This window comes from Leisingera sp. XS_AS12 (assembly GCF_041224635.1).
Classification (GTDB): Bacteria; Pseudomonadota; Alphaproteobacteria; order Rhodobacterales; family Rhodobacteraceae; genus Leisingera.
This window is the reverse complement of the sequence record NZ_JBGFGM010000105.1, coordinates 1-13,960: the sequence shown is the minus strand read 5'-3', so window position 1 is coordinate 13,960 and position 13,960 is coordinate 1. Positions and strand designations below refer to the sequence as shown.

Here is a 13,960-nt window from a genome sequence, read left to right as displayed (position 1 = left end):
GCGCGATGACTGAACAAGGGGGCCGGTACACCCTCTGTTTCCCAGCCAAACCTCATCTGGTGTCTTTTCCGAGTCTCGGCTTCGAGGAGCACCAAAATGAACGTCCCAAACCCCAAGATCACCACGGGCGCCCTGCCCGCTTCGCGCAAGATCTACGTGAACGGCGAGGTCCACAAGGACATCCGCGTGCCCATGCGCGAAATATCCGTCCATCCCACCGCAGGCGAGGATCCGCTGCCGGTCTATGACAGCTCCGGTCCCTATACCGACCCGAACGTGCTGACCGACATCCGCCAGGGCCTGCCGCAGCTGCGCCGCCAGTGGATCCTCGACCGCGGCGACGTCGAAGAATACCAGGGCCGCGACGTGAAGCCGGAGGACAACGGGTTCGTCGAAGGCGACCGGCTGGTGCCGGAGTTCCCCGTGAAACCCACCCCCCTGCGCGGCAAGAACGGTGCCGCACCGACCCAGCTGGCCTATGCCCGTGCGGGCATCATCACGCCGGAGATGGAGTTCGTCGCAATCCGCGAAAACCAGCTGCGCGAGCTGTCGCCCTGCCACGGCAAGCGCGACGGCAATGACTTCGGGGCCAACATCCCCGACTACGTGACCCCGGAATTCGTGCGCCAGGAAATCGCCGCCGGCCGCGCCATCATCCCCGCCAACATCAACCACCCGGAAATCGAACCGATGATCATCGGCCGCAACTTCCTGGTGAAGATCAATGCCAACATGGGCACCTCTGCCGTCACCTCCTCGATGGAAGAGGAGGTGGACAAGCTGGTCTGGGCGATCCGCTGGGGCGCCGACACGGTGATGGACCTGTCGACGGGCCGCAACATCCACAACACCCGCGAATGGATCATCCGCAACTCGCCGGTTCCGATCGGCACCGTGCCGATCTACCAGGCGCTGGAGAAGGTCAACGGCATCGCCGAGGACCTGACCTGGGAGGTGTTCCGCGACACGCTGATCGAGCAGGCCGAGCAAGGCGTCGACTATTTCACGATCCATGCGGGCGTGCGGCTGCACATGGTGCCGATGACGGTGAACCGGGTGACGGGGATCGTCTCGCGCGGCGGCTCGATCATGGCCAAGTGGTGCCTGCATCACCACAAGGAATCGTTCCTCTATGAGCATTTCGAGGAAATCTGCGACATCTGCCGCCAGTATGACGTCTCCTTCTCGTTGGGGGATGGCCTGCGCCCCGGCTCCATCGCGGACGCCAATGACGAGGCCCAGTTTGCCGAGCTGGAGACCCTGGGCGAGCTTACCAAGATCGCCTGGGCCAAGGACTGCCAGGTGATGATCGAAGGGCCGGGCCATGTCGCCATGCACAAGATCAAGGAGAACATGGACAAGCAGCTGGAGTGCTGCCACGAGGCGCCCTTCTACACGCTTGGCCCGCTGACCACCGACATCGCGCCGGGCTATGACCACATCACCTCTGGCATCGGGGCGGCGATGATCGGCTGGTTCGGCTGCGCGATGCTGTGTTACGTGACGCCCAAGGAGCACCTGGGCCTGCCGGACCGCGATGATGTGAAAACCGGCGTCATCACCTACAAGATCGCAGCCCATGCTGCCGATCTGGCCAAGGGCTTGCCGGGGGCGCAGCGCCGCGACGATGCGCTGTCCCGTGCCCGGTTCGAATTCCGCTGGGAGGATCAGTTCAACCTCTCGCTGGACCCGGACACTGCGCGCGAGTTCCACGACCAGACCCTGCCCAAGGAAGCCCACAAGGTGGCGCATTTCTGCTCCATGTGCGGGCCCAAGTTCTGCTCGATGCGGATCAGCCACGACATCCGCGCCGAAGCGCAGAAAGAGGGGATGGAGGCAATGGCCGCCAAGTTCCGCGAGGGCGGCGAGCTTTATGTGCCTGCAGCCGAGGCGGCGGCGGCCAAGACGGAACCGGCGGAATGATCACCATCGCAGGCGCGGGCCTTGCCGGCCTCGCCTGCGCCTATGAGCTGGCGCAGCGCGGCGCGGCGGTCACCCTGTATGAACGGGGGGACACCCCGGGCGGCAGCAGCGTCGCGCGCTATGCGGGCGGCATGCTGGCCCCCTGGTGTGAACGCGAAAGCGCCGAGGAGAAGGTCATCACCCTCGGCAGCCGCGCCGTCGACTGGTGGGAAAAGGTCACGACCGTCCACCGGCGCGGCACGCTGGTGGTGGCACCATCCCGCGACCGGGCAGAGCTGACCCGCTTTGCCCGCCGCACCAGCAACCACCGGGCCGTGGCCGGGGCCGCGATTGCGGAGCTGGAGCCGGCCCTTGCCGGGCGGTTTGCCCAAGGGCTGCTGTTCGAGCAGGAGGCGCATCTGGACCCGCGGCGCGCCCTGCGCGACCTTGTGGACAAGGTGCAGGCCTTGGGGGTGGAGATCCGCTGTGGAGGTCCGGCCCCGGCCCGCGTCGCGCTGGACTGCACCGGCATGGCAGCGCCGCTGCCCGGCCTGCGTCCGGTGCGCGGCGAGATGGCGATCCTGCATTGCCCGCAGGTGGAGATCCGCCGCACCCTGCGGCTGCTGCACCCGCGAATGCCGCTGTACCTGGTGCCGCGCGACGAGGGGCTGTTCATGATCGGGGCCACCATGATCGAGAGCAGCTCTGACCGCCCCGTCACCCTGCGCTCGCTCGCGGAGCTGCTGAACGCCGCCTACACGCTGCATCCCGGCCTCGGCGAAGCCAGCGTGGTCGAGACCGGCGCGGGGCTGCGCCCGGCCTTTGCCGACAACCTGCCGCGGCTGACCGAACAGGACGGCACGCTGTACCTCAATGGCCTCTATCGCCACGGGTTCCTGCTGGCCCCTGCCATGGCGCAGCAGGCCGCGGACCGATTGTTACCGGAGACATCTGATGAAGATCATCGTGAATGCCAAACCGCATGAAGTCGCGGCAACCGACCTGCAGTCCGTGCTGGACGAGCTGGGCTTTGCCGCCTCGGCCGTCGCGACCGCGGTGAACGGAAGCTTTGTCGCCCGCTCCAAGCGCGCGGAGGTGACGCTGGCCGACGGCGACCGGCTGGAAGTGCTCGCCCCGATGCAGGGAGGCTGAGGCCATGAGACTATATGGAACCGACGTCGCCTCGCGGCTGCTGCTGGGCACCGCGCAATATCCCTCTCCGGCCGTGCTGGCAGAGGCGGTGAAATCCAGCGGCACCGGCATCATCACAGTGTCGCTGCGCCGCGAAACCGCCGAAGGCTCCGGCGCGGGCTTCTGGGACGGGTTGCGCGACACTGGCTGCCGCATCCTGCCCAACACCGCCGGCTGCCACACGGTGCAGGAGGCGGTGACCACCGCCCACATGGCGCGGGAGCTGTTCGACACGGACTGGATCAAACTGGAGGTGATCGGCCATGCCGACACCCTGCAGCCGGATGTCTTCGGGCTGGTCGAAGCCGCGCGCATCCTCAGCGCCGATGGCTTCAAGGTCTTTCCCTACACCACCGAGGATCTGGTGGTGGGCGAACGGCTGCTGGAGGCAGGCTGCGAGCTTTTGATGCCCTGGGGCGCGCCGATCGGCTCGGGTCAGGGCTTGCGCAACCCGGACGGCCTGCGGGCGATGCGGGCGCATTTCGCAGGCGTGCCGCTGATCGTCGACGCCGGCATCGGGCGCCCGTCGGATGCGACGCAGGCGATGGAACTGGGCATGGATGCGGTGCTGTTGAACACCGCCGTGGCCAAGGCCGGCGATCCTGCCGCGATGGCCCGGGCCATGGCGCTGGCTGTTGACGCGGGCCGTGCCGGATACCTTGCCGACCCGATGGAGCGGCGCGACATGGCGGTGCCCTCGACGCCGGTTCTGGGACTGGCCGAACTCAATATGACGGAGACCGCATGATGGAGCGTTTCTACCTGATCGTCGGCCATGTCGGTCGGCTGGAGCTCTTGGTGCCGCAGGGCGCGAGGCTGGTGCAGCTGCGCATCAAGGACCAACCCGAACCGGAGGTGCGCCGCCAGATCGCCCGCGCCCGCGACTTCTGCGCGGTCCATGACGCGCAACTGGTGGTGAACGACTACTGGCAGGCGGCGTTGGATCTGAATTGCAACTTTGTCCACCTTGGCCAGGAGGACATGGAGACCGCGGATTTCGCCGCCCTGCGCCGCCGCGGTGTGCGCTTTGGCCTCTCCACCCATGACGAGGCCGAGCTGGAGCGCGCGCTGTCCCATGATCCGGCCTATGTGGCGCTGGGTCCGGTCTATCCGACGCTGCTGAAGAAGATGAAATGGGGGCCGCAGGGGCTGGAGCGGGTGACCCGCTGGAAACAGATGGCGGGCAAGACGCCGCTGGTGGCGATCGGCGGCCTGACGCCCGAGCGCCTGCCCGGCGTCTTCGCGGCCGGTGCCGACAGCGCGGCGGTGGTGACCGACATCCAGCAGGCCGCCGACCCGGAGGCGCGCACCCGGGAATGGGCCGAGGCCTGCCGCGCATGAGCCGCTATGCCCGCCAGATGATACTGCCGGAGGTCGGCGCCGACGGCCAGGCGCGGCTGGCGCGCGCCCATGTGCTGGTGGTGGGGGCCGGCGGACTTGGCTGCCCGGTGCTGCAGTATCTGGGCGGCGCCGGGGTCGGGCGCCTCACCATCGTGGATGGCGACGTGGTGGAGGAATGCAACCTGCACCGGCAGGTTCTGTATGCCATGCAGGACATTGGCCGACCAAAGGCGGAAGCCGCGCAGGCGCATCTGCTGTCCGCCAACCCGGACCTCGAGGTCACCGCACTGGCGCAGCCGCTGGACGCCGCCAACGCCGCCGCATGGGTGCAGGCTGCGGACCTGGTGGTCGATGCGGCGGACAGTTTCGCGGTCTCCTACATCCTGTCGGACAGCTGCCTCGCGGCGGGCAAGCCGCTGATTTCAGCCTCGGCGCTGGGGCAGTCCGGCTATGCCGGCGGGTTTTGTGGCAGTGCGCCATCCCTGCGCGCGGTCTTTCCCGACCTGCCCGCCCGCGCCGCCACCTGCGCCACGGCGGGCGTCATGGGGCCTGCCGTCGGCATGATCGGCGCCCTGCAGGCGCAGCTGGCGCTGAAGGTGCTGCTGGGCCATCAGCCCAGCCCCTGCGGCCAGCTGTTCAGCTTCCGGCTGGAGGATCTGCATGTCAGCAGCTTCCGCTTTGACGACGCGGAGGAACCCGAGACTGCCCTGCCCTTCGTCGCTGCCAGCCAGATCACGCCGCAGGATGTGGTGGTGGAACTGCGCCCCGAGGAGGAAGCGCCGCGGATGGCCGTGCCGCAGGCACGGCGCATCGCGCCCGCGGATCTGGCCACCGCCGACCTGCCGCGCGGGCGCCGCATCGTGCTGTGCTGCCGCAGTGGGCTGCGCGCCTGGGGGGCCGCCGCGACCTTGCAGCAGGCGGGCCACCGCAGTCTTGCCCTGCTCGCCGCCGGAGACAGCCCCGCATGAGCGCGATCCTGGCCATCGGCGGCACCGACAGCAGCGGCGGCGCGGGACTGAGCCGCGATGCGGCGATGGCGGCCGCCCTTGGCGTCACCCTGCGCCCCGCCGTCACCGCCGTCACCGTGCAGACGGATGCGGCGGTGCTGGCTGTCCACCCCTGCACCGCCGAGGCCGTGGCGGATCAGATCGCTGCCGCGCTGGCCACGCCCGCACCGCCCGGCGCTGTGAAGATCGGCATGCTCGGCTCCGCTGCGGTGGCAGATGCGGTGACCAACGCCCTGCCCGACGATCTGCCCATCGTGCTGGACCCGGTGCTGAAGGCCACCTCTGGCGGGACGCTGATGGCCGCGGGCGGTTTTGGCGCGCTGCTGCGCCGGGTTGCGGTGGTGACCCCCAACTTGGATGAGCTGGCAGCGCTGTCTGGCTGCAGTGGTGACCCGGCTCGGCAGGCGGCAGCCTTGCTGGCGCAAGGCGTGTCGGCGGTGCTGGTCAAGGGCGGCCACGGCCGCGGCGCGCTCAGCACCGATGTGCTTTGTTGCGCCGATGGCAGCACTGTTGCCTTTGAAAAACCCCGGTTGGGCGTCTCGAAACGTGGCACCGGCTGCAGCCTGGCCACCGCGATTGCCTGCCATCTGGCCATGGGCGCGCCGCTTCCAGAGGCCTGCCGTGCCGCCAAGGAGGCGGTGCACCGCTGGCTGCAGGAGTGATCAGGCGGCGGGCAGCCTTTCCAGCACCTCCGCCGCTGGCAGCACGGTGCCGAAGCCGGCCTGCAGCGCCGACAGGGTCACCTCCAGCACCACTTCGGCATCCAGGTCGCCGCCCTTGCGCGCAGGCAGGGCAAACGCCACCAGCGCGTCCTCGACGACCTCGATCGCGAAGCCGAGGTTGGCGGCAGACCGCGCCGTGGAGTTGACGCAGAAGGCAGCAACCCCGCCGACGATCACCAGCCGGGTGATGCCGCCCGCCTGCAGATGCGCCGCCAGCCCGGTGCCGACAAAGCCGGAGGAGCCGGTTTTCCAGAACACCGCCTCGCCTTCCGCAGGGATGGCGCACGGCAGGGGCTGGCCGCTGGGCAGATCGCGGCGGAACTTGCTCTCGGCGCGGGGATCGTCGTGCAACACATGCACCACCGGCAGCCCCGCGGCGCGAAACCCCGCCGCCAGTTCCGCCACCCGCTGTTCCGCCTGCGGATTGGCCTGCGGGCGGCCTGCGGCCGCAACATTGGCCATCTCCTGCTGCATGTCGACAATCAGCAGCGCCGTGTTTTCATACATCAAAAAACCCTCGCGGAGGCATTCGCCGCGAGGGTTGCAGATCCGCACCGCCGACGCCAGCGCAAACATGTCGTCAATGCGGCCTCAGCACCGCGGTGCCGAAAAACCGGGCAATCGGCTCAGCCCTCGAGGCACCAGCGCATGATCGCCTTTTGCGCGTGCAGGCGGTTCTCGGCCTCGTCAAAAATCACCGACTGCGGGCCATCCATCACGGCGGAGGTCACTTCTTCTTCGCGGTGCGCGGGCAGGCAATGCATGAACAGCGCATCCGGCTTGGCGTGCGCCATCAGTGCATCATTCACCTGATAGGAACGCAGCATGTTGTGGCGGCGTTCCTTGGAGGACTGGCTGTCATGCATCGACACCCAGGTATCCGCGACCACCAGGTCGGCGCCCTCGACCGCCTTGGCGGCATCGCGTTCGATCACCACCTTGGAGCCGGCCTTGCGGGCGAGGCCGATGAACTCCTCCTCCGGGTCCAGCTGCGCCGGGCCGGTGAAGGTGAGGTCGAAGCCGAACTGGCCCGCGGCGTGCAGGAAGGAGGCGCAGACGTTGTTGCCGTCCCCGCACCAGACCACCTTCTTGCCCTTGATCGGGCCGCGGTGCTCCTCGTAGGTGAGGATATCGGCCATGATCTGGCAGGGGTGGGTGCGGTCGGTGAGGCCGTTGATCACCGGCACATCGGCGTATTCCGCCATCTCGGTCAGGACGGTCTCGTCGAAGGTGCGGATCATGATCATGTCGACATAGCGTGACAGCACGCGAGCGGTGTCGGCGATGGTCTCGCCGTGGCCCAGCTGCATGTCCTTGCCCGACAGCACCATGGTCTGGCCGCCCATCTGGCGCACGCCGACGTCAAAGGACACGCGGGTCCGGGTCGAGGGCTTTTCGAAGATCAGCGCCACCATCCGGTCCTTCAGCGGCAGCTCGTCGTCCAGCGCCGCCCTGGGGCGCCCCTGGCGCGCCTGCTTGGTGGCGCTGGCCTGATCGATGATCCTGCGCAGGTCGGCCGGGTCGGTTTTGTGGATGTCGAGAAAATGATTCATGTCGGTATCGCTTTGTTCTGGCGAAGGCCGGGGGCGCCTGCCCCCGGACCCCCGGGAGTATTTATGCAAAGGTGAAGGTCAGGGGTTGCCCGCGCTCAGGCTTGTCGCCACCGCGTCCAGACGGCGGTGGGCTTCGGCGATGTCGTCGTCCGTCAGGGTCAGCGGCGGCAGCAGGCGGATCACGTTGTCCGCAGCCGGCACGGTGATCAGCTCATGCTCGTAGCCGGCCTTCACCACGTCGAGGTTTGCCGCCTTGCACTTCAGCCCCAGCATCAGGCCCGCACCGCGTACCTCCTCGAACACCTCGGGGTGATCGGCGACCAACCCCTCCAGCTTTTGCCGCAAAAGGCCCGCCTTGCGGTTCACCTCGGCGAGGAAGACCGCGTCCGCCACGTGGTCCATCACCGCGCAGCCCACCGCGCAGCCCAAGGGGTTGCCGCCATAGGTGGAACCATGGGTGCCCGCGGTCATGCCGCTGGCGGCCTCTTCGGTGGCCAGCACCGCGCCCAGCGGGAAGCCGCCGCCAATGCCCTTGGCCACCATCATGATGTCGGGGGTGATGCCCGCCCATTCATGGGCAAACAGCTTGCCGGTGCGCCCGACGCCGCATTGCACCTCGTCCAGGATCAAGAGCAGGCCGTGTTCATCGCAGATCGCGCGCAGCGCTTTCAGCTCGGCATCCGGCACCGCGCGGATGCCGCCCTCGCCCTGCACCGGTTCGATCAGGATGGCGGCGGTCTCTTCGGTGATGGCATTGGTCACGCCGTCCAGATCGCCGAACATCAGATGCTTGAACCCCGGCAACAGCGGGCCGAACCCCTTGGTCATCTTCTCCGAGCCTGCCGCGGCAATGCCGGCGGAGGAGCGGCCGTGGAAGGAGCCATCGAAGGTGATGATCTCCACCCGCTCCGGCTGGCCTTTGTCGTGGAAATACTTGCGCGCCATCTTCACCGCCAGCTCGCAGGATTCGGTGCCGGAGTTGGTGAAGAACACGGTGTCGGCGAAGCTGTGCTCCACCAGCTTGTCCGCCAGCGCCTGCTGTTGCGGAATGTGGTAGAGGTTGGAGACATGCCACAGCTTCTGCGCCTGGTTCGTCAGCGCCTCGACCAGCGCCGGATGGGCATGCCCCAGCGCGTTCACCGCAATGCCGGAGCCCAGGTCCAGAAAGCGTCGCCCGTCGGCCGTGGTCAGCCAGGCGCCTGCGCCTTCGACGAATTCAAGCGGCGCGCGGTTATAGGTTGGCAGAACGGACGGGATCATCGGGATCATCCTTTTCAAAGATAGAAGCCAAAGCTGTGACGTAAGCTTGGCCTTGGGTCAACGGTGGAACACTGGTTTCAAGTGGGGAATGTGCCACGGGGCGGGCACAACGGATCAAAGGGCCGGTCACGCCAGGCGGCGTCGGCGTCGCGAGATGGTGATATATGCGCGTTTGATCATAGGCAGGTTTCATAACGGAGGATTCGGCAAAAGAAAACCCTTTTCGGATGCTCATGCGGACAATCCGCCATCCCTGCTCTCGCCCCTGTTGGCTTTACCTGAAACAGAAACCTGGCGGCCGGAGCGGACGCGCCGCCACGCGGGCCAGCGCGCCGCCAGGTTCCGGCGGCACAATTGGACCTGCGCCACATCCTTTCCCCTTGAAACGCGCCCCGGGTTGGCGCACCGCTACACCATGCACAGCGCCCCGTCACAGAACCCCGCCCTCGCCGCCAGCCTAATCCTGGCAGCGACCACATTCATCGCCGCCACCACGCTCCTCGCCAAGGCACTGGGGACGGATGCGCTGGGGGCGCCGCTGCATCCGATGCAGATCAGCCAGGGGCGGTTCATGTTTGCCTTTTTCGGCATTTCGGCGGCGGTGCTGGCGCTGCGGCCGCGCTTTCAGCGGCCGCACTGGGGGTTTCACATCGGGCGCACCTCCTGTGGCTGGGCGGGGATCACGCTGCTGTTTGCCTCCGTCGCGCATATCCCGCTGGCGGAGGCCACCGCGATCAGCTTTCTGAACCCGGTCTTTGCGATGCTGCTGGCGATCCCGTTGCTGGGGGAGCGTGTCGGCCCCTGGCGCTGGGGCGCGGCGGCGATCGCCATGGCGGGGGCGTTGATCCTGCTGCGCCCCACTCCGGCCGGGTTTCAGCCCGCGGCGCTCTTGGCGCTGGGCGCGGCGGCGGTGATGGGACTGGAGCTGATCTTCATCAAGAAGCTGTCGGGTCGCGAGGGGCCGCTGCAGGTGCTGTGGGTCAACAACCTGCTGGGGCTGCTGATCGCCAGCTGCGCGGTGCTGCCCGTCTGGCAGATGCCCAGCGCGGCGCAATGGGCGGCGCTGGCGGCGCTGGGGCTGGTGATGGCCTGCGCGCAGGCCTGTTTCATCAACGGCATGGCGCGGGCGGATGCGTCCTTTGTCGCGCCCTTCAGCTATGCCACGCTGGTGTTTGCCGCCGTCTATGACTTTGCCGTCTTTGGCGTGGTGCCGGGCTGGGTCACGGTGCTGGGGGCCGCCATCATCCTTGTCGGCGCCGCCGTGCTAGCCTGGCGCGAGACAAGACCGCGGCCGGCAGGGCCACCGCCCGCCTCGGTCTGATCAACGCCCCGCCCGGCTGGGTTCAGGGCTTCAGCCGGTAGCCCGTGCGCAGCATCGACCAGGCCAGCAGGCACACTGCAAAGGTGGCGCCGCTGCAAACCGCCAGCCCCAGCCATGGCGAGCTGTCAGAGGTGCCGATCACCCCGAAACGCACACCGTCGATCAGGTAGAACACCGGGTTCAGATGCGAGATGGCGCGCAGCACCGGCGGCAGCGCCTCGACCGAATAGAAGGTGCCGGACAGGAAGGCCAAGGGGGTCACGATGAAGTTGGTGATCGCCGCCATCTGGTCGAACTTGTCAGCAAAGACGCCCGCGACGATGCCAAGCCCGCCGAGGAAGGCCGCGCCGAGCACCACGAAGACCAGCGCCACCAAGGGATGCGCGGGTACGATCTGCAGCACCGCCATCAGCCCCAGTCCGATGGCCAGTGCCACCATGATACCGCGCGCCACCGCGCCCGCGAGGTAGCCCAGCAGGATCTCCAGCCCCGACAGGGGCGGCATCAGCGTGTCGACGATATTGCCCTGCACCTTGGAGATCACGATCGAGGAGGAGGTATTGGCAAAGGCGTTCTGGATCACCGTCATCATCATGATGCCCGGCGCAAGGAAGGTCAGGAACGGCACCCCCATCACATCGCCGCGTTTCGGCCCGATGGCGATGTTGAAGATCATCAGAAACAGCGCCGCCGTCATCAGGGGCGCCAGCAGGGTTTGGGTCCAGACCACCAGGAATCGCTTGATCTCGCGCCAGGCAAGCGCCTGCAATCCCAGCCAGTTGATGCGCCCGAAGCGGCGCGCGCCCAATTCGACCTGATAGCCCTGATCTGCCATGCTGCCCCCGATTTTGTTGCATTGCCTGCATAACGGCTGCGTCATGAGGCGCAAGGTGCCTTGTAACTCCGCCCACAGTGATTAAAATGGGGCGATCACCGGAATAGGATGGCGGCCGCAGAACACTGGGGCCGCTATTAGCTTGAAAGGCAACATATGTCCTGGACAGACGAGCGCGTCGAACTGCTCAAGAAAATGTGGGGCGAAGGCCAGTCGGCGAGCCAGATCGCCAAGGAACTCGGCGGTGTGACCCGCAATGCCGTGATCGGCAAGGTGCACCGACTCGGCCTGTCCAACCGCAACAGCGGTGGCACCAAGGCGGCAGAACCCAAGGAAAAACCAGCAGCGGCACCGGCTGCAGCGGCACCGAAACCGGCCGCGGCACCGAAACCCAAGCCGCAGCCGAAGACCGAACCGGCACGTCCCGCCGCGGCCCAACCCGCCGCCTCGGAGGCCAAGCCGGTGACCCCGGCCCGCCGCCAGATCATCCCGGCCGGGCAGCCGCTGCCGCCACAGCCCTCGGCCAATGAAATCAGCCCCGAGGCGCTCGCCAAGGTGAACGAGGTCGAAAAGAAGGCCAAGAAGCTGGGCCTGATGGAACTGACCGAGCGCACCTGCAAATGGCCCGTGGGCGACCCCGCCACCGAAGATTTCTGGTTCTGCGGCCTGCCCGCCCAGCAGGGCAAACCCTACTGCGAGGCGCATGTTGGCGTGGCCTTCCAGCCAATGTCCTCGCGCCGCGATCGCCGCCGCTGAACCACGGCTGCCCGCCTGAAATGCTTACGCCCCGTGCCAATTCTGGCGCGGGGCGTTTTCATCTCATCTTGAGGCACCGCTTGCCGGGCTGGTTGCCGTTCTGGCCGCTCCGGCGCAGCACGGCGCGCGCTCAGCTGCCTTCGGGCGCCACGGAGATGAATTTCGGGATCACCCGATCCGAGGCCGCATCCGGCTCAATCTTGGGCCAGTTGCCTTCGGCGAGCGTGATGTGGCCCGGGATGTCTTCTTCCCAGAAACCGACGACCACATCGGTGATGTTGAGATACAGCTTGTCGTCAACGATGCGCCACAGGTTCGGGTTGCCCGGCACCTTGCCGCCCTTGGACACGCCGTAGGCACAGTGGCCATCATACTGCGGCGCGTAGTAGGCCGGGTCTTCAAGGAATTTGTCACGGTTTTCTTCGCTGGCAAACGCCCAGGTCGCACCGTTGTATTCAGCCGTGATCGAGGCCTTGCCCGGCACCGCCCCGGTTTGCGGCGTGCCCACCGGCTGCGCTGCAAGACTGCGGTAGGCGACCACGTCATAGCCGGACACCGCATAGCCGGTGCCATCAACATATTGCTCACCGGCAATCCCCGGCGCGGCCATGGCAACGCTGAGTGCCGTCGCGGCAGCAAAAAGAAAACGCTTCATCGGAATATCCCTTTCATCGGTGACGGCGGATGCCTCACAGACGCAGATTACACGGCACCCTGCAGATGCGAAGGCCCCCTCACGCCCCTGTGTCCGGTGACGAGACTTCGTGAGCGCGCTGTAAAATTTCCGTGCGACCGACCTTCCAGTCATTGGAATATTTGCGTGCTCTGCTTATCTGTGTGCAAGCCACTTGCCGCCATGCGGCGAAGCTCCGCGATCACGAAACAGTCACGCAGGGACACGACAGATGAGCGACACAGCCTACACCCCGCCCAAGGTCTGGAAATGGGAACAGGAGAACGGCGGCCAGTTTGCCTCCACCAACCGCCCCATCGCCGGTGCCACCCATGACAAGGAACTGCCAGTTGGCGAACACCCGCTGCAACTCTACTCTCTGGCAACCCCGAATGGCGTCAAGGTCACCGTCATGCTGGAGGAGTTGCTGGCCAAGGGCCACGCCGGAGCGGAATACGATGCCTGGCTGATCCGTATCGGAGATGGCGACCAGTTCGGCTCGGGTTTTGTGGAGATCAACCCGAACTCCAAGATCCCGGCCCTGATGGACCGCAGCGGAGAGACCCCAGTGCGGGTGTTCGAAAGCGGGTCGATCCTGATGCATCTGGCCGAGAAATTCGGCGAGTTCCTCCCCAAGGACGGCCCCGCACGCACCGAAACGCTGAACTGGCTGTTCTGGCAAATGGGCAGCGCGCCCTATCTGGGCGGCGGTTTTGGCCATTTCTATGCCTACGCCCCCGAGAAATTCCAGTATCCGATTGACCGTTTCGCGATGGAGACCAAGCGGCAGCTGGACGTCCTGGACCGGCAACTGGCCGAGCGTCCGTATATTGCCGGGGACGACTATACCATCGCCGACATGGCGATCTGGCCCTGGTACGGGCAGCTGGTTCTCGGGCGCCTGTACGATGCGGCAGAGTTCCTGGACGTCGAAAGTTACAAGAACGTGGTCCGTTGGGCCAAAGAGATTGACGCCCGCCCCGCGGTCCAGCGCGGCCGGATGGTCAACCGCGCCTTTGGCGATCTCGAAATGCAGCTGCATGAGCGCCACGACGCCAGCGACTTTGAAACGCGTACTCAAGACAAGCTGGAAGCCGCGGAATAAGCCGCGCATTCAATGCACATCCGGCGCGGCAGCTCGCGCCAGTGGGCGTTCGGGTATCCCCGGCCGCCCGCCTGCGTTCCGGGGCCTGATGCTGCTCGCATTCGGGCGGCTTTTGAACACCCGCCGCGACACGCTCTGACGAACGACAGAACACAGAACAATGCCGCCCCTTTAGGTATCTGCGCACCAAATCAGGGGCGGGACCTGCGCTGCGCGCCAGCACAGCGCCACGCCCAACTGTGAGGCCCATGTCAAAAATGGGCTGGAGCAGGCGGGAGCGCGCCGCGGTGGGAC

16 protein-coding genes are annotated in these 13,960 nt (G+C 66.7%); 10 read left to right on the top strand and 6 right to left on the bottom strand.

Translation table 11 applies throughout. The annotated features are described in order from the left end of the window. The first annotated feature begins 96 nt into the window (after positions 1 to 96). The 7 genes from thiC to AB9K35_RS13780 are packed head-to-tail and all read left to right on the top strand — an operon-like array spanning position 97 to position 6,103. A complete protein-coding gene (thiC, locus tag AB9K35_RS13810; protein WP_222455228.1) occupies positions 97 to 1,923 on the top strand; it encodes a phosphomethylpyrimidine synthase ThiC in 1,827 nt (608 codons plus the stop codon). Further along, positions 1,920 to 2,888, top strand: coding sequence for an FAD-dependent oxidoreductase (locus AB9K35_RS13805; protein WP_369926913.1), 969 nt, complete (start codon positions 1,920 to 1,922; stop codon positions 2,886 to 2,888). Before thiC ends, AB9K35_RS13805 begins: the two co-directional genes overlap by 4 nt. Further along, positions 2,857 to 3,054 (top strand): sulfur carrier protein ThiS, encoded by a 198-nt coding sequence (gene thiS, locus AB9K35_RS13800; RefSeq protein WP_369926911.1) that lies wholly within the window; start codon positions 2,857 to 2,859, stop codon positions 3,052 to 3,054. Before AB9K35_RS13805 ends, thiS begins: the two co-directional genes overlap by 32 nt. 4 nt (positions 3,055 to 3,058) lie before the next feature. After that, positions 3,059 to 3,841 (top strand): thiazole synthase, encoded by a 783-nt coding sequence (locus tag AB9K35_RS13795; protein ID WP_222455231.1) that lies wholly within the window; start codon positions 3,059 to 3,061, stop codon positions 3,839 to 3,841. Further along, positions 3,841 to 4,434, top strand: coding sequence for a thiamine phosphate synthase (locus AB9K35_RS13790; protein WP_369926991.1), 594 nt, complete (start codon positions 3,841 to 3,843; stop codon positions 4,432 to 4,434). Before AB9K35_RS13795 ends, AB9K35_RS13790 begins: the two co-directional genes overlap by 1 nt. Continuing rightward, a complete protein-coding gene (locus AB9K35_RS13785) occupies positions 4,431 to 5,402 on the top strand; it encodes a ThiF family adenylyltransferase (protein ID WP_369926909.1) in 972 nt (323 codons plus the stop codon). Before AB9K35_RS13790 ends, AB9K35_RS13785 begins: the two co-directional genes overlap by 4 nt. Further along, on the top strand, positions 5,399 to 6,103 hold the full coding sequence (locus AB9K35_RS13780; RefSeq protein ID WP_369926907.1) for a hydroxymethylpyrimidine/phosphomethylpyrimidine kinase: 705 nt from the start codon (positions 5,399 to 5,401) through the stop codon (positions 6,101 to 6,103). The genes AB9K35_RS13785 and AB9K35_RS13780 overlap by 4 nt, the downstream gene beginning before the upstream one ends. Here the strand turns inward: AB9K35_RS13780 and AB9K35_RS13775 are convergent, their stop codons facing one another. From AB9K35_RS13775 to AB9K35_RS13760, 4 genes are all read right to left on the bottom strand, one after another. Then, entirely contained in the window at positions 6,104 to 6,670 is a 567-nt protein-coding gene (locus tag AB9K35_RS13775; RefSeq protein WP_369926905.1) for an isochorismatase family protein, read from the bottom strand. A 119-nt stretch (positions 6,671 to 6,789) separates the two neighbouring features. After that, positions 6,790 to 7,716 (bottom strand): ornithine carbamoyltransferase, encoded by a 927-nt coding sequence (gene argF / locus AB9K35_RS13770; protein ID WP_369926903.1) that lies wholly within the window; start codon positions 7,714 to 7,716, stop codon positions 6,790 to 6,792. Positions 7,717 to 7,794: 78 nt separating this feature from the next. Continuing rightward, positions 7,795 to 8,976: an aspartate aminotransferase family protein gene (locus AB9K35_RS13765; protein ID WP_369926901.1), complete on the bottom strand. Its 1,182-nt coding sequence runs from the start codon at positions 8,974 to 8,976 to the stop codon at positions 7,795 to 7,797. Continuing rightward, positions 8,948 to 9,211, bottom strand: coding sequence for a hypothetical protein (locus AB9K35_RS13760; RefSeq protein WP_369926899.1), 264 nt, complete (start codon positions 9,209 to 9,211; stop codon positions 8,948 to 8,950). Before AB9K35_RS13760 ends, AB9K35_RS13765 begins: the two co-directional genes overlap by 29 nt. Positions 9,212 to 9,391: 180 nt before the next feature. On the opposite strand from AB9K35_RS13760, the gene AB9K35_RS13755 reads away from it, so the two are divergent. Beyond that, entirely contained in the window at positions 9,392 to 10,297 is a 906-nt protein-coding gene (locus AB9K35_RS13755) for a DMT family transporter (protein WP_369926989.1), read from the top strand. Positions 10,298 to 10,319: 22 nt separating this feature from the next. Here AB9K35_RS13755 and AB9K35_RS13750 read toward each other — a convergent pair whose 3' ends face one another. Continuing rightward, entirely contained in the window at positions 10,320 to 11,132 is an 813-nt protein-coding gene (locus AB9K35_RS13750; RefSeq protein WP_369926897.1) for an ABC transporter permease, read from the bottom strand. Positions 11,133 to 11,288: 156 nt separating this feature from the next. Here AB9K35_RS13750 and AB9K35_RS13745 point away from each other — a divergent pair, with 156 nt between their 5' ends. Continuing rightward, the gene (locus AB9K35_RS13745) at positions 11,289 to 11,888 is read left to right on the top strand and encodes a GcrA family cell cycle regulator (RefSeq protein ID WP_222455241.1); all 600 of its coding nucleotides are present in this window, start codon (positions 11,289 to 11,291) and stop codon (positions 11,886 to 11,888) included. Between the two features lie 130 nt (positions 11,889 to 12,018). On the opposite strand, the gene AB9K35_RS13740 is transcribed toward AB9K35_RS13745, so the two are convergent. Next, positions 12,019 to 12,543, bottom strand: coding sequence for a YHS domain-containing (seleno)protein (locus AB9K35_RS13740; RefSeq protein ID WP_369926894.1), 525 nt, complete (start codon positions 12,541 to 12,543; stop codon positions 12,019 to 12,021). A 250-nt stretch (positions 12,544 to 12,793) separates the two neighbouring features. Between AB9K35_RS13740 and yghU the strand changes: the two genes are divergently transcribed. Beyond that, complete coding sequence (gene yghU, locus AB9K35_RS13735) at positions 12,794 to 13,666, top strand: glutathione-dependent disulfide-bond oxidoreductase (RefSeq protein ID WP_369926892.1); 873 nt, start codon at positions 12,794 to 12,796, stop codon at positions 13,664 to 13,666. The last annotated feature ends 294 nt before the right edge of the window (positions 13,667 to 13,960 follow it).